Genomic DNA, 20,097 nt, shown 5'->3' with positions numbered 1-20,097 from the left:
CGCGCCACGATACCCGAGACGCGGGGCCTCGTCGCGGTACCATGGGCGCGTCCGTTCGAGGCGCCGCCGTGAAGATCCTCCAGCATCGAGACGTGCTCTCCGTCGTCCTCGCGGGCGGCATGGGCGAGCGGCTCTTCCCGCTCACGCGGGACCGCGCCAAGCCCGCCGTGCCGTTCGGCGGGCGCTACCGGATCATCGATTTCGTCCTGAACAACTTCGTGAACTCCGGTCTCACGAAGATCAAGGTCCTCACGCAGTTCAAGTCGAACTCGCTCATCGAGCACATCATCCGCACCTGGCGCCTCACGTTCGACATCGGGCAGTTCGTCGACCCCGTGCCCGCGCAGATGCGCCGCGGCCCGCACTGGTTCCGCGGCACGGCGGACGCCGTCTACCAGAACCTCGACCTCGTGTTCGACGAGGAGCCCTCGCACGTCTGCGTGTTCGGCGGCGACCACATCTACGTGATGGACATCAACCCGATGCTCGCGTTCCACGAGGACGGCGGGCACGACCTCACGATCGCGGCCTTCCCGGTGCCTCTCAAGGAGGCCTCGCGCTACGGAATCCTCGAGGTCGCCGCGGACGGGCGGATCGTCGGGTTCGAGGAAAAGCCCGCGGAGCCGCGCGCGATCCCCGGACAGCCGGAGCTCGCGCTCGCATCGATGGGGAACTACATCTTCCGCGCGTCCGTCCTGATCGAGGCGCTCGAGCACGACGCGCTCCAGGACACGACGCACGACTTCGGCAAGAACCTGATCCCGTCCCTGCTGAAGGGCGGCGCGCGCCTCTACGCATACGACTTCTCCACGAACCGCGTCCCTGGAAACGAGGACCTCGCGCCCTACTGGCGGGACGTCGGGACGGTGGATTCCTACTGGGACGCGTCGATGGACCTCATCTCCGTCACGCCGCCGCTCAACCTCTACAACCAGAAGTGGTCCATCAAGAGCCACTCCCCGCAGCTGCCCCCGGCGAAATTCGTCTTCGCCGACGCGGTGTCGCAGCGCATCGGTCTCGCCACGGACTCGCTGGTCGCGTCGGGCGGCATCATCTCGGGCGGCACGATCCACCGGTCGATCCTGTTCCCGCGCGTGAGGATCAACTCGTTCTCGCACGTCGAGGAATGCGTCCTGATGGACGGCGTGGACGTCGGGCGGTACGCGCGGCTCAAGCGCGTCATCGCCGACAAGGGCGTGAAGATCCCGCCGCGCATGGAGATCGGTTTCGATCCCGAGGAGGACAAGAAGCGCTTCCACGTCTCCGAGGGCGGCGTCGTCGTCCTGCCCAAGGGTGCGGTCCTCTCCGACCCCGATTGACCCTCCGGCCCCAATTCCGGTTGCCTCGGCGACGGTGACCGTATAAAGTTCGGGTTCTCGACCCCAGAGCCGAATTTTATATGGACGACACTGATCGCCGCATCCTCGACATCCTCCAGCGGGACGCCAAGATCTCGCAGGCCAGGATCGCCGAGACCGTGGGCCTGACCACGCCCTCGGTGAACGAGCGGATCAAGAAGCTCGAGACCAAGGGCTTCATCCTGCGGTTCACGGCGCTCCTCGACCCGAGGCTCGTCGGCATGCCCCTCGTGGCCCACGTCGACGTGATGCTGGAGCATCCGCGCTTCGAAAGGCCGTTTCTCGAGGAAATCGAGAACCTTCTCGACGTTCAGGAGTGCTACGCCATCTCGGGCGATTTCGGCTACCGGCTGAAGATCCGGGCCCGGGACGTGGAGCATTTCGAGAGGATCCTGAGGGAAAAGCTCCAGACGCTCCGCGGGGTCGTGCGCACGCGCGTCGAGCTCTCGCTCTCGATCAAGAAAGACTCGACGCTGCTCCCCCTGGCCGAAGGGACCTGAGACACCGTCTCACTCCCGGAGTGTCGATTTCGCACCAAATCGTCCCCTGAAAGGCGCGTTTGGGAGTGCCGGTCCGGCGTGACGTTGCGCACAGCGTAACGGCAAATGACTGCAAGTGAATCGGTTGGAATCAGAAGGGCGAAACGGAAAACCGAAGGCATCGCACTTGCGTATACATGGGCAGGAGATCGAAACGGGCATTCGATGCAAAGTCAAATGAAAACGCCGGTCTTCACTTCCCCCCAACTTCCCGCCGGCCTCGGCCGACGGGCCCTCCACTTCTCTTCCCTCCAACAGTAACCCTCAGTTAGTCCATCCCACCGCCGCAATCCCCGCCCGACCGCAAGGTCGGGTGGGAGCCCACCCTTTTGGCGGGCCTAGAAGTGGTAGGCGACCGAACCGCCCAGCGTGATGGGCTTGTGGTTCTGGTCCGTGCGCAGGAGGTAGGCCGTGGCCTCGAGGCGGAGGTCCCAGCGCGCCGAGATGTGAAAGGCGGCCACGACGCCGCCGTGCCAGCCGATGACCGTCTCCTTCACGTCCGTCGAGGACTGGCCGGCCTCGATCGCCTTCGGATCCAGGCTGTAGACGCCGACGCCGGCAAAGAGCCCTCCGTCCCACCACGGCTCGCGGAACAGGTAGCCCACCGACATCAGGCCCGCCTTCACCTTGACGTCCGGCGCCGTCGTCGGCGTCCCGACTCCGAACGCGGGCTCGACGGGAGTGCCCGGGAGCGCGAAGTTCATGTAGCGCGCCTGGAGGAAGACGCCGGACTCGAGGACGACCTCGCCGAACGCGTGCCACCCGCCGTTCGAGAACGCCTCGACGTCGGACGCGCGGCCGGTGTCCGTGACCCACTCGCCTCCGGCGCCCACGGCGAACGGGAACTGCTGCGTCCGGGGCGGCCCGATCTGGGCCCGGGCGGACAGGGCGGCGAAGAGGAGGGCGAGGCACGCGGCGGGGCGGAGGAGCGAACGCATCGGTTTCGAGAATACTTCAGGTGCGGCGGCGCCATGAGTCATATCGTTCATACGAGCGCCGCACCGCCCTCGTCTAGAATCCGCGCCGTGCCCGGCCCGGAGCCGCTTCGACCTCTCCCCGGCGCGCCCGCAATCGCCTCACTCCTCGCGTTGCTCGTGCCCTCCCGGTGCGCGGTGTGCGACGAACCCCGTCGCGACGCCGGAGGCGGAGGCGTCTGTCCCGACTGCTGGGCCGCGCTGCCGCGCCTCGCGCCCTCGGCGGCGTGCCCGCGTTGCGCGCTCCCCGGCGACGGCGGGCCGTGCGCCTCCTGCCGCCGCGAGCCGCCGCCGCTCGCGCGGACGGCCGCGTTCGGCCTCTACGCGGGCGGCCTGAAGACGCTGCTCGTCGCGTTCAAGTTCCACGGCTGGGACCTCCTCGCCGCGCCCTGCGGCGCCCGGCTCGCCGAGGCGGCCCGCGTCTGGGACATCGCGGCCGGCGCCGACGCGCTCGTGCCCGTGCCGTCGACGCGCCGCCGCAACCGCGCGCGCGGCTACGACCCCGCGGCGCTTCTCGCCGAGTCCGCCGCGCGCGGACTCCGCCTTCCCGCCCGGGCGCTCCTCTCGCGCACGCGCGACACGCATCCCCAGTCGGAGCTTCCCGCCGGCGCGCGCCGGGCGAACGTCGAAGGGGCGTTCGCCGCGACGGAGTCCGCGCGGGGCCGCGTCCTCGTCCTCGTGGATGACGTCTCGACCACGGGCGCCACCCTGTTTTCCGCCGCGCGCGCCCTCGCCCTCGCGGGCGCCGCCGAAATCCGCGGGCTCGTCCTCGCCCGCACGCCGGAGCCGGAGCCTTCATGAGCGCTTTGATCGACCGCCTCGTCGTCGCCACCCTTCCCCTCGTCCCGAAGCCGGTCGTGAAGGCCGTCGCCTCGCGCTACGTCGCGGGCGACACCCTCGAGGCCGCGCTCGACAAGATGCGCGCGCTCGCCGCCGAGGGCGCCATGGGGACGATGGACGTCCTCGGAGAGAGCGTCACGCACAAGGACCAGACCGTCGCGACGCGCGACCAGTACATCCGGACGATCGATGCGATCGCCGCGTCGGGTCTCCCCGCGAACGTCTCCGTCAAGCCGACGGCGGTCGGGCTCGCGATCGACCCCGGGCTCGCGCTCGAGAACTGCACGGCAATCTGCGAGCGCGCGCAGGCGCACGGAATGTTCGTGCGCCTCGACATGGAGGACAGCCCGTACACGGAGGCCACCGTGCAGCTCGTCCTCGCGCTCAAGGACCGCTTCGAGGTCGGCGCCGTTCTGCAGGCCTACCTCAAGCGCAGCCTCGCCGACATCGGACGGCTCCTCGAGAAGAAGGTCAACGTCAGGATCTGCAAGGGAATCTACGTCGAGCCCCGCACGATCGCCTGGAAGGACCGCCAGACGATCATCCGGAACTTCGGGGCCCTCGTGGACAAGCAGCTCGCCGGCGGCGCGTACGCCGCGATCGCGACGCACGACGAGGCCTGCGTCCAGCTCGCGCTCGCGACGATCGACCGGCTGGGAATCCCGAAAGACCGGTACGAGTTTCAGATGCTCCTCGGCGTGGACCCGGTCCTCCGCAAGTCGCTCCTCGACGCCGGCCACCGGCTGCGCGTCTACGTCCCCTACGGCAAGGACTGGTACGCCTATTCCACCCGGCGGCTCAAGGAGAACCCGTCCATGGCGAGCACGATCCTCCGGTCCGTCCTGGGCTTGCCTCCGGCCACCCCCTGAGGGGGCGTCTCAAGAGCGTTGACGCCGCGCGGAAAACGGGCGGAAGATACGCAACCGGGGGTTCCCGTGCCGCGATCGACCCGCCCGTCCGCCGCACTGCTCGCCGGCCTCGTGGCCGCGTTGCTGCCGGGGCGTCCGGCCCCCGCGGCGCCGCCCGCGCTAAGGCCCGCCGTGGTCGCGCCCCTCTCGGGCATCGTCCGCGCGGACGGCCGCCCCGTCCCGGGCGCCACGCTCGTCGTGCGCGGCGTGATGTCGGGCGGCGCGATGCTCATGCGCACCGTGAAGAGCGATTCCGACGGGACGTTCGTCCTGTCCGACGCGGCCGAGGGGCTCTACACCGTCCTGTCCGTCGTGCCCGGCTTCCGGCCCGCGGTCGCGCGCCTCTTCCACCGGCCGGCGGGTCCGGAGGGCGCGCTCTCGTTCGTGCGCATCGACCTCGAGAGACCTTCCGGCGTCCTTCCCGAGACCGAGACCGGCGCACTGGACGCCTGGAGCGCGCGCGCGGTGGTTTCCGGCGACGTCCTGCGCGAGGTGCCCGCGATCCTCGCGGCGCTCGACGCGGCGCCCGCGCCCGCGGCGTACGTTCCGCTCCTCGCCTCGGCCCGCGACGCGCGCGCCGCGGTGCCGCTGCACGCCGCCGTGACGACGACGGCGGGCTTCGGCGCGGCCGGCTCCTCGTCGCTCTCGCAGACCTCACTCGACGTCTCGGGCACGCTCGGCGCCGGCGTCAAGTGGGGAGCCTCGGGCCAGTACGCGCGCCTCGCCGACCTCGCGGGCGAGAAGACGGGAGACTCCGCGCGCCTCGCCCTCGAGGTCGACGCCGGAGCCTCGCAGTCGGTCCACGTCTCGACGCGCCGCCAGAACCTCTCGGCCGAAGTCGACCCCACGCGCTTCGCGGCCCATGCGCTCGACTGGAGCGGCGCCGTTTCCGAGCGTGGGCAGGCCGCCGTCTCGGCGCGCGTCATCTCGCAGGCTCACGTCCTCGCGACCGGCCCCACGCCGGACCTCTTCGCCCGCTCGTCCGACGCCGTCGACGTGGCCGCGCGGTACCAGACGGACCTCGGGGCCGCGACGTTCGCGCGCGTGACCGTCGGCTACCGCTCGACCTCCGGCGACTACGCCGGCACCGTGACGCCGTTCGAGCACGAAACGCGCGCGGGCGGCGTCGCGGGCCTGCGCCTCGGCGAGGTCCTCGTCGTCGAGGCCGGCGCGACGGGCGACACGTCGTTCTACGGCCGCGGCATCACGCCCGAGCTCATGGTCGCCCTGCAGACGCGGGACGGCTGGCGCGTCTACGGCTTCGCGGCCCGCCGGTTCGAAAGCACCGCCCAGACGCTCGTCGTGCGGCCGGGCGAGGCCGGCACCGACGAGGCCGACCTGACGCGCCGGTCGCGCTCGCTGTACCGCGGCGGCGTGCGCTGGCAGAACCGCGAGGGCGAGAGCGTGGCCGTCGACGTCTCGCGCCGCGAGATCAACGGCACGTATCGGCTCCTGTTCGACGCGGACTTCCTCGATCGCCTCGACTCGCTCTATTTCTTCCCGAACGACGTCGCGACCGACGCGGCGTTCACCGTCTCGACGCGCCTCGGTTCCGCCTTCGACGGGCGCGTGTCGTTCCGGGCCGGCGCGCTGTCGGGCGCGCGCGACGGCGCCATCCGCTCCGACGAGGCGCACTGGGGTGTCGCGCAGGCGGCCCTCCGCGTGCGGGCGACGGACACGTCCGTCGGCGTCGGTTACCGACAGGTCGCGCAGTCTCTTCAGCGCGGCGCAACGACGCTGCGCAACGACCTGCAGGCCGTGGACGTCACACTGGCCCAGGGACTGCCGCTGCCCATCCTCCGGGCGGTCGGAAACGACTGGCGGGCGCTCTTCTCGGTCGAATTCGGGAAGCGCCGCGAGGGCGAGGACGAAGAGAAGACGAATCGCCGGCTCGCGGGCGGCCTCGCCCTGTCGTTCTGACTCTCCAATCCCCCATAGATCACTTCAAGTTTCCGTTTCGAGACGCCGTCTCGGCGTGACTCGCGCGCTCTAACTGACCTCGAATCAGTTCTTTTTCAGAATTCAAAGTCCCGGATCTCTGGCATTCGACTTGCTCCGCTCCCACGCATGGAGACGGTCGGCTCGACAGGGCGCGCCTTGGCGCGTGCGGGGCTGGTGTCCCTTCTCCTGGCGGGACTGATCCCGTCGGCGCTCTGCCTCGTCCGCAAAGCGAACACGTTCGGCCGGGCCGACATCCTCCTCGCGCCCGAAGGCGACGGGCTGAGGGTGCACCGCGTGGGCCCGTCCGCCGCCCCGTCCGGCCTCGCGTCCGGCGATCTCCTGCTCCTCGTCGACGGCTCCGGCGCTCGCGCGTCGCTCGAGCCGGCGAGGCTCTTCGCCGAACGCGCGGCCGACGTCGTCCTCCTGCGCGACGGCGTCACGCGCCGCCTCACGACGGCGCCCGTGCCCGCGCCGTGGGACCTCCGGTACCTGTTCCTCTTCGCGGTCGGCGGAACGTTCCTCGCATCGGCGCTCGCGGCGCTGCGCCCGGCGAGGCCCTCGCGCGACGCTCTCCTCTACGCGGCGTTCGCACTCTCGGTCGGGCTCGTCCTCACGCTGACGCCGGCGCCCCCCCTGGACGGGATCTTCCGCGTCGCGGTCCTCGCCGAAGATGCCGCGCGCGCGCTGTTCCCGGCGTTCCTGCTCGCGCTCGTCCTGACGTTCCCGCGCCGCGCGCGCCGCGTCCCGGCCTGGCTCGCGTTCGTGCCCGCGGCGGCGCTCCTGGTCGCGACGGCCCGGGTCTACTTCGGCCCCGGCACGAACGCACCCGCCGACGTCGCCGCGCTCGACCGGGCCCAGATCGTCTGGATGGCGGCGGGCGCCGCGCTCGCGGCCGTGCGCCTCGTGGTCGTCTCGCGGCGGACGACCGATCTCCTCACCGAAAAGCAGGTGCGCTTCCTCCTCCTCGGAACCGCCGTCGGGATCCTGCCCCTCGTCGTCCTCAACCTCGTCCCGCGTCTCCTCGGCGGGTCCATTCCGATCCTGTCGACGCTCGCGCTCCTGCCGCTCGCCCTCGTGCCCGTGGCGTTCCTCGCCGCGCTGACGCGCTACCGTCTCTGGGACGTGGAGGTCCTCGGGCGCGAAGCGGCGTCCGTGATGGGCGCGCTCCTCGTCGGAGCAGGCTTCTTCACGTTCGCGGAGGTGGTCCTCGCCCATCCCCTCGCGGTTGCGATCCCGCACGCGCGCGCCGCCCTTCAGACCTCCGCCGGACTCCTGATGGCGCTCAGCTTCGTGCCCGTGCGGCGCGGACTCTCCGCGGCATTCCGCCGGTTCCAGTACCGCGACGACCCGCGCGACCGGGACGGCCTCCTCGCACTCCTGCGCGAGCTGCCGTCCCCGCGGCCGCTCGCCGAACTCACGGACCTTCTCGTCGCCCGCGTCGCCCGCGGGCTCGGCGTGCCGCGCGCGGCGCTCCTCGGCGTCACGGGCGACGCCGCGGACGGCGCGCCCGTGGACGGCGGCGGGTCTCTCGCGCTCTCCGAGCTGCCGGCCGCCGCGCGCCTTCGGACGACGCGCCTCTCGCGCCAGGAGTTCACCCAGCGCCCGACGGCCGCCGTCGCACGACTGAGGCGCGCGGGATTCCGGACGCTCGCGCCGCTCACCGTCAGCGGACGCCTGCTCGCGCTCTTCGCCGTCGCCGACCGCGGCGGCCGCGTCCCGCTCTCGGCGGAAGACGCCGAGCTTCTCGAGACCGTGCTCGCGCCCGCCGCGCTCGCGCTCGACCACGCGCGGCTCTTCGAGGAGCTCCGCTCCCAGGCCGACCGCTATCGCAACCTGCAGGAGTTCCACGAGAACGTCGTGGCCGGCTCGGCCGCCGCGATCGCGGCGACGAACGGCGAGGGACGCTTCACGTCGGTCAACCCGGCCTTTGCCGCGCTCGTCGGCAGGACCGCCGCGTCGCTCCTCGGCTGCCGCGCCGCCGAGGTTCTTCCGCCCGCGGTCTGCGCCGCCTTCTCTGCCGCGCACCCGCCCGCGCGCCTCGAAGCCGACCTCGGAGCCGGCGCGCGCGTCCTGAACGTGGCCGTCTCGCCCTTCCCCGGCGCGCCCGCGGGGTCGAGCGCCCGCGTCCTCGTCCTCGTCGACGCCACGGAGACCGCGCGGCTCGAGCGGGCCCTCGCCGACCGCGAGAGGCTCAACGCGCTCGGGACGCTCTCGGCGGGAATGGCCCACGAGGTGAACACGCCGCTGGCCGGCGTCGCGGGCTTTGCGCGCCTCCTCCTCGACGAGACGCCCGGCGACGACCCGCGCCGGCCCCTCGTCGAGAAAATCGAGCGCCAGGCCTTCCGCGCCTCGCGTCTCGTCGGAAGCCTTCTCGATCTCGCCCGGGGGCGCCCGCGCGACGTCGAGCCCCTCGATCCTGCCGACGTCGCCCGCGAGGCCCGCGCGCGCTCGAGGACGAGGGTGCCGCGCGCGGGGCGGCCCTGCGCCTCGTGATCGCCGGCCGCACGCCGGCCGTCGCGGGGCACCGCGACGCCCTCGTGCAGGTTCTCGTGAACCTCGTCAAGAACGGAATCGAGGCCGCCACGGCCCCGGGCGACGCGCGGCCCGCCGCCCCCGAGGTCGTTCTCGCCGTCTCGGCCGGCGACGGGAGCGTGCGCTTCGACGTGACGGACAACGGCCCCGGCCTCGCGTCCGCGGACGCCTCGCGCGTCTTCGAGCCGTTCTACTCGACGAAGACGGCGCAGGGCGGGACGGGCCTGGGTCTCTCGATGGCGCGGGATATCATTCGCGCGCACGGCGGCACGCTGACCGCGGCGTCCGGGTCGCCCGGCGCGCGCTTCACGGTCACGCTTCCCGCCGCGACCTGAAACATGGCCACGGTCCTCATCCTCGACGACGAGCCCGTCATCCGCGAGGTGCTCGGCTCGGTGCTCGCGAAGGCGGGCCACGTGACGCGCGAAGCCGCCACGGCGGCCGAAGGCCTGCAGCGTCTCGAGAACGAGCCGATCGACCTCCTGCTTCTCGACCTCATGCTCCCGGACAAGCCGGGCCTCGAGGTCCTCGTGGAGGTCCGCGCCCGCCATCCCGAGATTCCCGTCGTCGTCGTGACGGCCTACTCGTCCGTCGAAAGCGCGATCACGGCGATGCGCGAGGGCGCGTTCCACTACATCCCGAAGCCCTTCCGCAACGAGGAAGTCGTCCACGTCGTCAAGCACGCGCTCGAGAAGCGGCGCCTCGTCGCCGAAAACCGCGCGCTCCGCGCGAAGCTCGACCCGCCCGGCAGCTTCCGCGAGCTCGTGGGCCGGTCCGCTTCGATGGAGCGCGTCTTCGAGACCGTGCGCCAGGCGGCGGCCTCGCGCTCGACGATCCTCGTCACGGGAGAGAGCGGCACGGGCAAGGAGCTCGTCGCGAAGGCGCTCCACCGCCTGTCCCCCCGCTCCGCGGGCCCTTTCGTGACCGTCCACTCGGGCGCGCTGCCGCCCGACCTCCTCGAGTCGAACCTCTTCGGGCACGTCCGGGGCTCCTTCACGGGCGCCGTGGCGGACAAGAAGGGGCTCTTCAAGGCCGCCGACGGCGGCACCATCTTCTTCGACGAGATCGGCACGGTTCCGATCGATACGCAGGCCAAGCTCCTGCGCGTCCTGCAGGAGCGCGAGTTCACACCCGTGGGCGCCGTCGAGCCGATCCACTCCGACGTGCGCGTGATCGCCGCGACGAACGCGGACCTCACGAAGGCGGTCGCCGAGGGACGCTTCCGCGAGGACCTCTTCTACCGGCTCTGCGTCATCACCGTGAACCTGCCGCCCCTCCGCGAGCGGAAGGACGACATTCCGCTCCTCGTCGAGACCCTCCTCGCGAGGGCCGCCGCGGAGAACGGGCGCGCCGTGCCGTCCGTGACGCCCGCCGCGATGAAGGCGCTCCTCGACCACGACTGGCCGGGCAACGTCCGCGAGCTCGAGAACGTCCTCGAGCGCGCGCTCGTGCTCGGGCACGGCGTGATCGGCCTCGACCAGCTCCCGGACCCGGTGCGCCGCTCGGTCCCGCGCGCGGCCGCGTTCCCCGCCGACGGCCTGAACTTCAAGGACGCGGTCGGCGCCTACGAGCGCGCGCTCCTCGCGGCCGCCCTCGGCCGGGCCAACGGAGTCCAGAAGCGCGCCGCCGAGCTTCTCGGCCTCAAGCCGACGACGCTGAACGAGATGCTCAAGCGACACGGGATGCTCCCGCGCGACGCGAAGGAACCCGAGACCGAGCCCGCTAACCGCGCCTGAGAAGCACGAGCGTCCGGTCGTCCCCGAACGGCGTCCCGCCCGTGAACGCGAGGAGCGTCGCGGCGAGCTCGCGCTCGAGGTCCGGCAGCGGCTTCGGCCGCAGGTCCTTGAGCGTCGCGACGAGCCGGTCCGTCCCGAACTCCTCGTCCTCGGCGTTCGCGGCTTCCGTCACGCCGTCCGTGTAGAGCGCGAGGAGGTCGCCCGGGCCCATCGTGAACGTGCCGGACGCGTACGTCTTGCCCGGGAAGAGGCCGAGCGGCGGACCGTGGGCGCCGAGCATCTCGACCGTTCCGTCCGCCCGCACGAGGATGCCGGGATTGTGGCCCGCGTTCGTGTAGACGACCGCCCCGGACTCCGGGTCGTAGAGCGCGAGGATGAACGTGACGAACTTCTCGGGGCTCGTCCGGCGGTAGACGAGGTCGTTCAGGCGCGAGCAGAGTTTGTCGGGTGGGAAGCCCTCACCCGCCCACACCTGGAACGCAGACTGGACGGACGCCGCAAGGAGCGACGCCCCCATCCCCTTGCCGCACACGTCCGCGACGACGACGTCGAGCGTCTTGTCGCCGCGCTCGTAGAAGTCGTAATAGTCGCCCGAGACGGTGCGCGACGGGATCGTGCGCCCGAGGATCTCCGTGTTCGGGAGCACGGGCTCGGCCTCGGGAAGCATGCGCCGCTGGATGTCCCACGCGAGCGCCATCTCGCGCTCGATGCGCTGCTGCGCGGCCGCGCCTTCCTGCAGGCGCAGGTTCTGGATCTTGATCGCGGACGTGTTCGCGAGCGACGTCAGGAGGCGGAGGTCCTCCTCGCTGAAGCTCTTCCGGCCGAGCCGCACTTCGAGGTAGATGAGGCCGATGACCTTGTCCTCGACGAAGAGCGGCGCCGCCATGCAGGACGTGATCCCCTGGATGCGGATGGACTCGGCCGCGCCGAGACCGGCGTCCGTCGCGGCGTCGATGAGGAGGATGCCGTTCTTCTTGTCCACGACCGACGCGATCAGCGTCTTGGACAGACGGATGTCGGACGGGTCGACGCCCGGCGCGTACTTGACCTTCTCGGCCTTCAGCTCGCCCGACTCGTCCGCGAGCATGAGGAGCCCGCGGTCGGGCTGCAGGAACGTGAACGTCTTCTCGAGGATGAGCTCGAGGAGCTTCTGGAGCGGGATGTCCCCGAGGAGCTCGACGGAGATTTCGTTGAGCATCCGGAGCGACGCGTTCAGGCGCGCGAGCTCCTCGGCCCCGAGCTTCGCGTCCCAGGTCTGCCGGTGGGGACGCAGCAGGTCCTTGGAGGACTGGAGGAACGTCGTTTTCTTCGAGGTCTCGTCGAGGCCCTCGATCACGACGCGCGTCGTGGACTCCTCGAGGACGTCGATGAGCGTCTCGCCGAGCTGGATCCGGTCGCCCGAGGCGAGGACCGCGGGGTCGCCGATTCGCCCTCCGTTCAGCGACGTCCCGTTTCGCGACCCGAGGTCGACGAGCCGGACGTCGGCGTCGGACACCTCGAGGCGGGCGTGGACGCGAGAGAGCGTCCGGTCCGCGAGCGGAACGTCGTTCGTGGACGAGCGGCCGAGCGTGAGCACGGGACGGTCCAGCCGGATCCGCCGGGCGGGCTCCCCGGGCACCCTCACATTCAGGATGAGCACGGCGCGAGTGTAACCGGACGGGACCCGCCGCGGGACGGGGGGCGCGCGGGCGTGCTATCCTCACGGGTTCCGGACCGGCTCACCACGCGGCCGGCCGACGAAAGGGTTCCCCCATGAAGGAAAAGATCCACCCCGAGTACCACGAGGTCGACGTTCACTGCGCGTGCGGGACCACGTGGAAGACGAAGAGCACCAAGAACGAGCTCCGGCTCGAGATCTGCTCGAACTGCCACCCGTTCTTCACGGGCAAGAGCAAGCTCGTCGACACCGCGGGCCGTGTCGAGCGCTTCCAGAAGCGCTACGCGAACGTGGCGAAGCCCGCCCCCAAGGCCAAGGCTCCCGAAACCCCGGCCTGAGCCGGTGACCGGCGCGGCCCCCCCAGGGGCCGCCCCCACCCGCCATGTTCCAGAAGCTCGACGACATCGAACGGCGTTACGCGGACCTCGAAGCCCGCGCCGCCTCGCCCGAGGTGCTGGCGGACCACGCCCTCGCGACGAAGACCGCCCGGTCGATGCGCGAGATCGCGCCCGTCGTCGAGAAGAACAAGGAGCGAAAGCGGATCGAGTCCGAGCTCGCGGGCGCGCGTGAGCTCCTCGACACGCTCCCGCCGGCCGACGAGCTGCGCGCGATCGCCCAGGCCGAGTTCGAGGCCCTGAGCGCGCGCCGCGCCGCCGTCGACGAGGATCTCCGGCTCCTCCTCCTCCCGAAGGATCCGAACGACGGGAAGAACGTGGTCCTCGAGATTCGCGCGGGCACCGGCGGCGACGAGGCGGCGCTCTTCGCCGAGGAGCTGTTCCGGATGTACGTGCGCTACGCCGAGGGCCGCGGCTGGAAGGTCGAGGTCATCGACCGCAGCGACTCCGGCGGCGTCGGCGGCCTGAAGGACGTCCAGGCGATCGTCGAGGGCGAGGGGGCGTATTCGCGCCTGAAATACGAGGGCGGCGTCCACCGCGTCCAGCGCGTGCCCGCGACGGAATCCGCCGGTCGCATCCACACGTCGGCCGCGACCGTCGCCGTCCTGCCCGAGGCCGAGGACGTGGACGTCGTCATCGCCGCCCAGGACGTGCGCATCGACCTCTTCTGCGCGTCGGGCCCCGGCGGGCAGGGCGTCAACACGACGTACTCGGCGGTGCGCCTCACGCACCTCCCGACGGGCGTCGTCGTCCAGTGCCAGGACGAGCGCTCGCAGATCAAGAACAAGGCGAAGGCCATGCGGGTCCTCAAGGCGCGCATCGTCGAGGCCGAGCGCGAGAAGAAGGAAGCCGCCTACGCGGCCGACCGCAAGAAGATGGTCGGCTCGGGCGACCGGTCCGAGAAGATCCGGACCTACAACTTCCCGCAGAGCCGCGTCACGGACCACCGCATCGGGTTCACGTCCCACCGGCTGGCCGACATCATGGACGGCCGCCTCGACGAGCTCGTCGACCCGCTCGTCGCGCACTTCCAGGCCGAGAAGCTCAAGCAGGAATTGGCTAAGGCTTAAGAGGAAGACGAAGAGGAAGAAGAAGATTTCCTAGAAGGTGAATACGGGAACGGGGGCGGCCGTGCGGCCGCCCCTTCGGAGCGGTCCTTCTTAAGCAGCCTTCTTCGTCGTCGCCGGCTTCGCAGCGGGCTTCGCTTCCTTGGCGCCCTTCACCTCGATCGACGAGCCGTGCATCTTGTACTTGATCGTGACCTTATCGCCGACCTTGGCGTCCGCGGCGCCCTTCGTGTCCTTGTCGAGCCCGATCTGGAAGCGCTCCTTGCCCTTCATGACCGTGATCGAATCGGCGGTCTTCTCCGTGACGTTGCCCGTCACCTGGAAGTCGTCGAGCGCGAGCGCGGCGCCGGAGAAGAGGAGGAACGCGGCGGGGGCGAGAACGCGGAAGAGGTTCTTCTTCATGATCGAGTCTCCTTTGTGAGGCGGAATTATGCGCCGGTCCGGCGGTCGAGGACGTACGCGGGCGACCCGTCCGCCGTGGAGACGATGTCCGTGACGGCGTACCCGCGCGAGAAGAGCGGCTCGACGAGCGCGGCGAAACGGCGGCGCGCCTTCAGGGCGGTCCCGGGATCCGTCCGGTAGAAACGCGGGGCGCCCGCCGGGAACGGCAGGAGGACGCGCGGCGCGTCCGGAAGCGAACGCGGATTCCGCGCGACGGGCGCACCCGTCACGTCGGGCGGCGTCCGGATCTCCCCCGCCGCCGCGCGGACGGCGCGTGGCGCTTCGAGGCGCCAGTAAGCCTCGAAGCGGTCCGACGGGAGGTCGGCATAGATTCCCCCGATGAACCCGTAGAGGTTCGGGTGGAACCGGTCGGCGGTCGCGCCGAGGCGGACGAGGTTCAGCGTCGCGTTCTTCACGAGGAAGGGGTCGTACATCCAGGTGACGAGCCGGATGCCGCGCGCGAGGCACCAGTCGCGCTGAAAGTGCTTGAGCTTCACGGCGAGGCCCTGCCCCTGGGCTTCCGGCAGCACGGCGAGGAGGTGCGAGTACTGGCAGGGCTCGGCGAGGTTCGTGCGCGGGAAGCCGTGCACGAATCCGAGCATCTTCTTCCCGGCGAACGCAGCCGCCGTGAGGCCGCCCGCGTGCGTCGCGGCAATGAGGTCGCTCGCCGGCGAGACGCTGCGCTCGGCGAAGCCCCACGCCGCCTTCGAGACGTCCATCGTCGCGAGGAACTCTTCGGGCGTCTTCAGCTCGCGGATCACGACGCGGCCGCTCACCCCGCCGCGCCCTCGAGCAGGCCCGCGACGAGCGCGGCACGGCGCGGAAGGTCGTCGACGAGGACGTGCTCGGCGCGCGCATGCGCGCCGCCGCCGGCCGGGCCGAGGCCATCCAGCGTCGGGACGCCCGCGGCCGCCGTGAGGTTGCCGTCCGAGCCGCCGCCGACGCGGGCCGCCGGAAGCTCGAAGCCGAGCGCGTGCGCGAGGGACGCGGCGCGCCGGTAGAGGTCGAGCGACGCCTCGGTGGACTCCATGGGCGGCCGGTTGGAGCCGCCGTCGATCTCGACGGCCACGCGCGGGTCGGCCGGTCGGTAGGCGCGAAGCCCGGCCATCAGACGGTCGGCCTCCGACTTCGTCCAGACCCGGAAGTCCACCGTGAGCTCGGCCCGCTCGGGCACGACGTTCGTGACCTTGCCCGACCCGGCGACGGTCGGGACGACGGACGTCCCGGCCGGCTTGTCGGCGAGAGCGTCGGCGTAGAGGGCGAAGCGCGCCATCTCGAGGAGCGCCGAGGCGCCCTTCTCGGGCTCGAGCCCCGCGTGCGAGGCGATCCCCCCGAAACGGACTCTCACGAGGCCCGTGCCCTTGCGCGCGACCTTCGCGGCGCCGCCGTCCCCCGAAGGCTCGAGAACGAGGACGCGGTCGCGCCGGAGCGCCTCTTCCACGAGCAGACCGCTCGAGGCGCCGCTTCCGACTTCCTCGTCCGGCGTCAGGACGAGGGAGACGCCGCCCGCCGGCGTCACGTCGCCCTTCGCGGCGGCCTCGAGGATCGCGAGCGCGACCGCGATTCCGGCCTTCATGTCGAAGACGCCGGGCCCTTTCGCGACGCCGTCTTCGACGGAGAAAGGAATGTCGGCGAGCGTGCCCGCGGGCCAGACCGTGTCGAGGTGCCCGAGGAGCAGCGTGCCGCCGGTCTCCTCGCCGAAGCGCACGCGCACCGCGTCGCCGCGGCCCTCGCACGGGACGCACGCGGCCGCGAGCCCCGCGCGCCCGAGGCGCTCGGCGACCCAGAGCGCGAGCTGCGAGACGCGCGCCGGCTCGTCCGACGGGCTCTCGCGGACGACGAGGGCCTCGAGGTCGGCGAGGAGTCTCTCCTTCCGCGCGGCGAAGAGCGCGGCGAGGACGCCCGCGCGGCTCACGCGCGCAGCTCCGTGACGATCGTCGTGTAGCGCGCGAGGACGTCCTGGCGAACCGTGACGCCCGTGCCGGGGCCCGACGGGACCGGCATGCGGCCGCTCACCGCCTCGAGCGCGGGCTCCACGATGTCCTCCTCGAAGTAGCGCGAGGAAGAAGCCGTGTCGCCGGGCTTCGAGAAGCCGGGCAGGCTCGCGATCGCGACGTTGTGCGCGCGGCCGACGCCGGCCTCGAGCATGCCGCCGCACCACACGGGAACGCCCGCCTCGCGCGCCGCCGCGTGGATGCGCACGGCCTCGCCGTGGCCGCCGACCCGGCCGATCTTGACGTTGATGACCTTGCAGGCGCCGAGCTGGATGGCGGCTTTCGCGTCGGCCTCGGAGCGGATCGACTCGTCGAGGCAGATCGGCGTCTTGAGCGTCTTCGAGAGCTCCGCGTGGGCGACGAGATCCTCGTGGTGGAGCGGCTGCTCGACGTAGTCGAGGCCGAACGCGTCGAGCGAGCGCAGGGTGTCCGCGTCGGCGAGCGTGTAGGCCGCGTTCGCGTCCACGGTCAGCGTGATGTCCGGAAAGGCCCCGCGCACCGCCGCGAGGGGCTCGGCGTCCCAGCCCGGCTCGATCTTGAGCTTGATCCTCCGGTAGCCCTCTCCGACGTGCTTCCGCACGTTCTCGACGGTGTCCGCCGCGGTCGGCGAGATGCCGAGGGAGACGCCGACCTCGATCGCCTCGCGCGTCCCTCCGAGCGCCTTCCCGAGCGGGACGCCCGCGGCCCGCGCGTGAAGGTCGCGCAGCGCGCACTCGACGACGGCCTTCGCCATCCTGTTCCCGCGCACGCGGCGGGCGGACTCGTCGAACGCCGGTGGCGACGCGACGTCCTTGCCGAGCACGAGGGGAAGGAGATAGGTCGTGAGGATCGGCAGCGCGGTCGCAAGCGTCTCCGGCGAGTAGAACGGGGCCTCCTCGGCGACGCACTCCCCCCACCCCGAGAGGCCCTCCCCGCGCAGCTCGAGGAGAAGGAACTTCTTGACGGACGTCTCGCCGAAAGACGTGCGAAACCGGAACTTGAGCGGCATTTCGACGTGCCGAAGGACCGCGGATTCGACGCGCATGGGGTCATTGTCTATCATTCGTCGCGAGAATATTCCGTCCCCGAAGGAGCCCGCATGACCGGTTCCACGCTTCGTTTCCGTTTCGCCCCCCTCTGCGCCGCCGTTCTCGTCGGCGCCGCCGCCCTCGCGGGCTGCGGCGGCAACGACGACGACGAGGACCGCCCGAAGTCCTCGCGCGCCGCCGGCGCCCCGAAAGACGCCGCCGCTCCCGCCGCCGCTTCCGCGGCCGCGGCCGGACCGGCCGCCGGCGCCACGGGCGCCGCGTCGGTTACGGGCAAGATCGTCTTCGACGGCGCCGTCCCGGCAGCCGAGAAGTTCAAGATGTCCGCCGACGCGTTCTGCGCCAAGTCGCATCCGGGCGACGTCGCCCGGGAGGACGTCGTCATCGCGGCCGACAAGGGTCTCGCGAACGTCTTCGTGTACGTGAAGACCGGCATCTCCGGCACGTACCCGCCGCCGACGACCGCCGCCGTGATCGATCAGAAGGGCTGCACGTACCACCCGCACGTCTTCGGCGTCGTCACGGGCCAGAACATCGAGATCCTGAACAGCGACCCCACGCTCCACAACATCCACTCGCTGCCCGAGAAGAACGAGGCGTTCAACCTCGGGATGCCCGTGCAGGGGATGAAGTACACGAAGAAGTTCGACAAGCCCGAGGTCATGGTCCGGATCAAGTGCGACGTCCACGGCTGGATGTCGGCGTTCTGCGGCGTCGTCGCGCACCCGTTCTTCGCGGTGACGGCCGCCGACGGCACGTATACGATCAAGGACCTGCCGGCGGGCACGTACACGATCGAGGCGTGGCACGAGAAGTTCGGCACGCAGACGCAGCAGGTCACGGTGGGCGCGACGGACTCCAAGGCGGTGCCGTTCACGTTCAAGGCCGGTGCCTGAGGCGTTCCTCAGGATCGCGACCCGGACCGTCGCGGCCTGCGTCTTCCTGCTCCTGATCGCCGGCGCCCTCGTCACGTCCACCCAGTCCGGGCTCGCGGTCCCGGACTGGCCGCTCTCGTACGGGAAAGTGATGCCGCCGATGGTGGGAGGCATCCTCTACGAGCACGGGCATCGGCTCGTGGCGGCGGCCGTCTCCACGCTCGTCGGGCTGGAGCTCGGCGCGCTTCTTTTTCTTCTGAAAGGAAGAAAGACCGTGAAGGTCCTGGCGGCGGTCGCCTTTGCGGCGATCCTGCTGCAGGCTCTCCTCGGCGGATTGACGGTTCTGTTTCTCCTGCCTCCCGCGGTCTCCTCCGCGCACGCGGCGCTCGCCGAGATCGTCTTCGCCCTCACGGCCGTGGTCGCGCTCATGTGCTCGAAGACCTGGGAAGTTCTTCGGATTTCTTCGAAGGGTGAAAAGGCGAGAGGCGCGTTCCGCTGGGTCGTCCTGGCGACCGCAGCCGTGTATCTGCAGATCGTCGTGGGGGCCGTCATGCGCCACACGGGCGCCGGCCTCGCGATCCCGGACTTCCCCACCTCGTTCGGCGGCCTTCTCCCCACTTTCGAAGAAATCTCCCGTCCCGGCGTCCCGATCCACCTCGCCCACCGCCTCGGCGCGCTCGTCGTGGTCGTCCTCGTCGCGTTTGCGGCCCGGGCGCTCTCGGCGCTTCCCGGCCCCATCTTCCCAACTCTCGGGGCCTCGTGGGCCGGCCTCGTCTGCCTGCAGGCCTTTCTGGGCGCCTCGTCGATCTGGTCCGCGAAAGCCGTGCCCCTGACGGTCGCCCACCTCGCCGTGGGGGCCCTCTGCTGGGTGATCGGCGTCCTCGCGTCCGTCGCACTCGCAGCCGGATTTTCGGATAAGCTCGCGCGCGATTGAGGTGCATTCTCTGAGCCGCTCCCTCGCCGCCTACGTGTCCCTGACGAAGCCGCGCATCACGGTCTTCGTCGTGATGACGGCCTTTGTCGGCTTCGTGGCCGGCACGAAGGGTCCCCTCTCGGGGATGGACGTCCTCTTGCTCCTGCACACGCTTCTCGGCACGGCCTTCGTCGCCTCGGGCACGAGCGCGTTCAACCAGGTCTGGGAGAAAGAGCTGGACGGCCGGATGGCGCGCACCGCCTCTCGTCCGCTTCCTTCGGGTCTCCTCGGGATCACCGGCGCCGCCCTCTTCGCGGGGGCGCTGTCCCTCGCCGGGCTCCTCGAGCTCTGGATCTTCACGGACCCCGTGACGACGGCCCTCGCCGCGTTCACGCTCGTCTCGTACGTCCTCGTCTACACGCCCATGAAGACGCGCTCGCCGGCCTCGACGATCGTCGGCGCCATCCCCGGCGCGCTCCCTCCGCTCGGCGGCTTCACGGCCGCCGCGGGCGGCGCCATCGGCCTTCCGGGGCTCGCGCTCTTCGCGATCCTCTTCGTGTGGCAGCTCCCGCACTTCTTCGCGATCGGCTGGCGCCACCGCGAGGACTACGCAAAGGCCGGCGTCGTGATCCTGCCGGTCGTGGACCCGTCGGGCCGCTCCACGGCGCGCCAGACGCTCGTGTGGACCGCCGTCCTCCTCCCGATCAGCCTCCTCCCGTCGCTCGTCGGCTCCGCGGGCTTCGTCTACGCCTTCGGGGCCTTCGCGATGACTCTTCTGTTCCTCAACGCGTCTCTGAAGTTCGCCCGCGAGGTCACGGACGGCCGGGCGAAATCGCTGTTCCTCGCTTCCATCGCTTGGCTCCCGGCCGTGCTTGCGCTCCTCGTCGCCGACCGGGTCTGAC

The 20,097-nt window shown here is 71.1% G+C and carries 19 protein-coding genes; 13 read left to right on the top strand and 6 right to left on the bottom strand.

The features are described 5' to 3' along the window. Positions 1-41 precede the first annotated feature (41 nt). Together glgC and IPL89_10350 are read left to right on the top strand one after the other, a co-directional pair. Positions 42-1,319, top strand: coding sequence for a glucose-1-phosphate adenylyltransferase (gene glgC, locus IPL89_10355; GenBank protein ID MBK9063581.1), 1,278 nt, complete (start codon positions 42-44; stop codon positions 1,317-1,319). Between the two features lie 80 nt (positions 1,320-1,399). Then, a complete protein-coding gene (locus tag IPL89_10350) occupies positions 1,400-1,858 on the top strand; it encodes an Lrp/AsnC family transcriptional regulator (protein ID MBK9063580.1) in 459 nt (152 codons plus the stop codon). Positions 1,859-2,235: 377 nt separating this feature from the next. Here the strand turns inward: IPL89_10350 and IPL89_10345 are convergent, their stop codons facing one another. Beyond that, a complete protein-coding gene (locus IPL89_10345) occupies positions 2,236-2,835 on the bottom strand; it encodes an outer membrane beta-barrel protein (GenBank protein ID MBK9063579.1) in 600 nt (199 codons plus the stop codon). Positions 2,836-2,922: 87 nt separating this feature from the next. On the opposite strand from IPL89_10345, the gene IPL89_10340 reads away from it, so the two are divergent. From IPL89_10340 to IPL89_10315, 6 genes are all read left to right on the top strand, one after another. Next, a complete protein-coding gene (locus IPL89_10340; protein MBK9063578.1) occupies positions 2,923-3,672 on the top strand; it encodes a ComF family protein in 750 nt (249 codons plus the stop codon). Next, complete coding sequence (locus IPL89_10335) at positions 3,669-4,580, top strand: proline dehydrogenase family protein (protein MBK9063577.1); 912 nt, start codon at positions 3,669-3,671, stop codon at positions 4,578-4,580. Before IPL89_10340 ends, IPL89_10335 begins: the two co-directional genes overlap by 4 nt. Positions 4,581-4,646: 66 nt before the next feature. Next, a complete protein-coding gene (locus tag IPL89_10330) occupies positions 4,647-6,539 on the top strand; it encodes a carboxypeptidase regulatory-like domain-containing protein (protein ID MBK9063576.1) in 1,893 nt (630 codons plus the stop codon). Between the two features lie 195 nt (positions 6,540-6,734). Next, a complete protein-coding gene (locus IPL89_10325) occupies positions 6,735-9,053 on the top strand; it encodes a PAS domain-containing protein (protein ID MBK9063575.1) in 2,319 nt (772 codons plus the stop codon). Then, positions 9,050-9,427, top strand: a complete 378-nt coding sequence (locus tag IPL89_10320; GenBank protein MBK9063574.1) for a HAMP domain-containing histidine kinase — start codon at positions 9,050-9,052, stop codon at positions 9,425-9,427. Before IPL89_10325 ends, IPL89_10320 begins: the two co-directional genes overlap by 4 nt. A 3-nt stretch (positions 9,428-9,430) precedes the next feature. After that, the gene (locus IPL89_10315) at positions 9,431-10,828 is read left to right on the top strand and encodes a sigma-54-dependent Fis family transcriptional regulator (protein ID MBK9063573.1); all 1,398 of its coding nucleotides are present in this window, start codon (positions 9,431-9,433) and stop codon (positions 10,826-10,828) included. Here IPL89_10315 and IPL89_10310 read toward each other — a convergent pair. Beyond that, positions 10,815-12,467, bottom strand: coding sequence for a SpoIIE family protein phosphatase (locus IPL89_10310; protein ID MBK9063572.1), 1,653 nt, complete (start codon positions 12,465-12,467; stop codon positions 10,815-10,817). The two genes, IPL89_10315 and IPL89_10310, sit on opposite strands and share 14 nt — an antisense overlap. A gap of 113 nt (positions 12,468-12,580) precedes the next feature. Here IPL89_10310 and rpmE point away from each other — a divergent pair, with 113 nt between their 5' ends. After that, positions 12,581-12,823, top strand: coding sequence for a 50S ribosomal protein L31 (rpmE, locus tag IPL89_10305; protein ID MBK9063571.1), 243 nt, complete (start codon positions 12,581-12,583; stop codon positions 12,821-12,823). A 44-nt stretch (positions 12,824-12,867) separates the two neighbouring features. Further along, complete coding sequence (gene prfA, locus IPL89_10300; GenBank protein ID MBK9063570.1) at positions 12,868-13,950, top strand: peptide chain release factor 1; 1,083 nt, start codon at positions 12,868-12,870, stop codon at positions 13,948-13,950. Between the two features lie 90 nt (positions 13,951-14,040). Here the strand turns inward: prfA and IPL89_10295 are convergent, their stop codons facing one another. From IPL89_10295 to menC, 4 genes are read right to left on the bottom strand one after another with little or no spacing between them, the layout of a single operon-like run. Beyond that, on the bottom strand, positions 14,041-14,349 hold the full coding sequence (locus tag IPL89_10295) for a hypothetical protein (GenBank protein ID MBK9063569.1): 309 nt from the start codon (positions 14,347-14,349) through the stop codon (positions 14,041-14,043). 26 nt (positions 14,350-14,375) lie between these two features. Further along, positions 14,376-15,164 (bottom strand): GNAT family N-acetyltransferase, encoded by a 789-nt coding sequence (locus IPL89_10290; GenBank protein ID MBK9063568.1) that lies wholly within the window; start codon positions 15,162-15,164, stop codon positions 14,376-14,378. After that, positions 15,161-16,303 carry a M20 family metallopeptidase gene (locus IPL89_10285; GenBank protein MBK9063567.1) on the bottom strand — a complete coding sequence of 381 codons (1,143 nt, stop codon included), beginning with the start codon at positions 16,301-16,303 and terminating at the stop codon, positions 15,161-15,163. Before IPL89_10285 ends, IPL89_10290 begins: the two co-directional genes overlap by 4 nt. Beyond that, positions 16,300-17,406 (bottom strand): o-succinylbenzoate synthase, encoded by a 1,107-nt coding sequence (gene menC, locus IPL89_10280; protein MBK9063566.1) that lies wholly within the window; start codon positions 17,404-17,406, stop codon positions 16,300-16,302. Before menC ends, IPL89_10285 begins: the two co-directional genes overlap by 4 nt. A gap of 54 nt (positions 17,407-17,460) precedes the next feature. Between menC and IPL89_10275 the strand changes: the two genes are divergently transcribed. Genes IPL89_10275 through cyoE form a run of 3 tightly spaced genes read left to right on the top strand, consistent with a single transcriptional unit; the run spans position 17,461 to position 20,096 of the window. Continuing rightward, the gene (locus IPL89_10275; protein ID MBK9063565.1) at positions 17,461-18,303 is read left to right on the top strand and encodes a carboxypeptidase regulatory-like domain-containing protein; all 843 of its coding nucleotides are present in this window, start codon (positions 17,461-17,463) and stop codon (positions 18,301-18,303) included. Next, complete coding sequence (locus IPL89_10270) at positions 18,296-19,216, top strand: COX15/CtaA family protein (GenBank protein MBK9063564.1); 921 nt, start codon at positions 18,296-18,298, stop codon at positions 19,214-19,216. The genes IPL89_10275 and IPL89_10270 overlap by 8 nt, the downstream gene beginning before the upstream one ends. A 1-nt stretch (position 19,217) precedes the next feature. After that, the gene (gene cyoE / locus IPL89_10265; protein MBK9063563.1) at positions 19,218-20,096 is read left to right on the top strand and encodes a protoheme IX farnesyltransferase; all 879 of its coding nucleotides are present in this window, start codon (positions 19,218-19,220) and stop codon (positions 20,094-20,096) included. Position 20,097 lies beyond the last annotated feature (1 nt).

Source organism: Acidobacteriota bacterium (assembly GCA_016716715.1).
Taxonomy (GTDB): domain Bacteria; phylum Acidobacteriota; class Thermoanaerobaculia; order UBA5066; family UBA5066; genus Fen-183.
The sequence above is the reverse complement of the archived record's forward strand: the minus strand, read 5'-3'. Positions and strand labels throughout refer to the sequence as shown.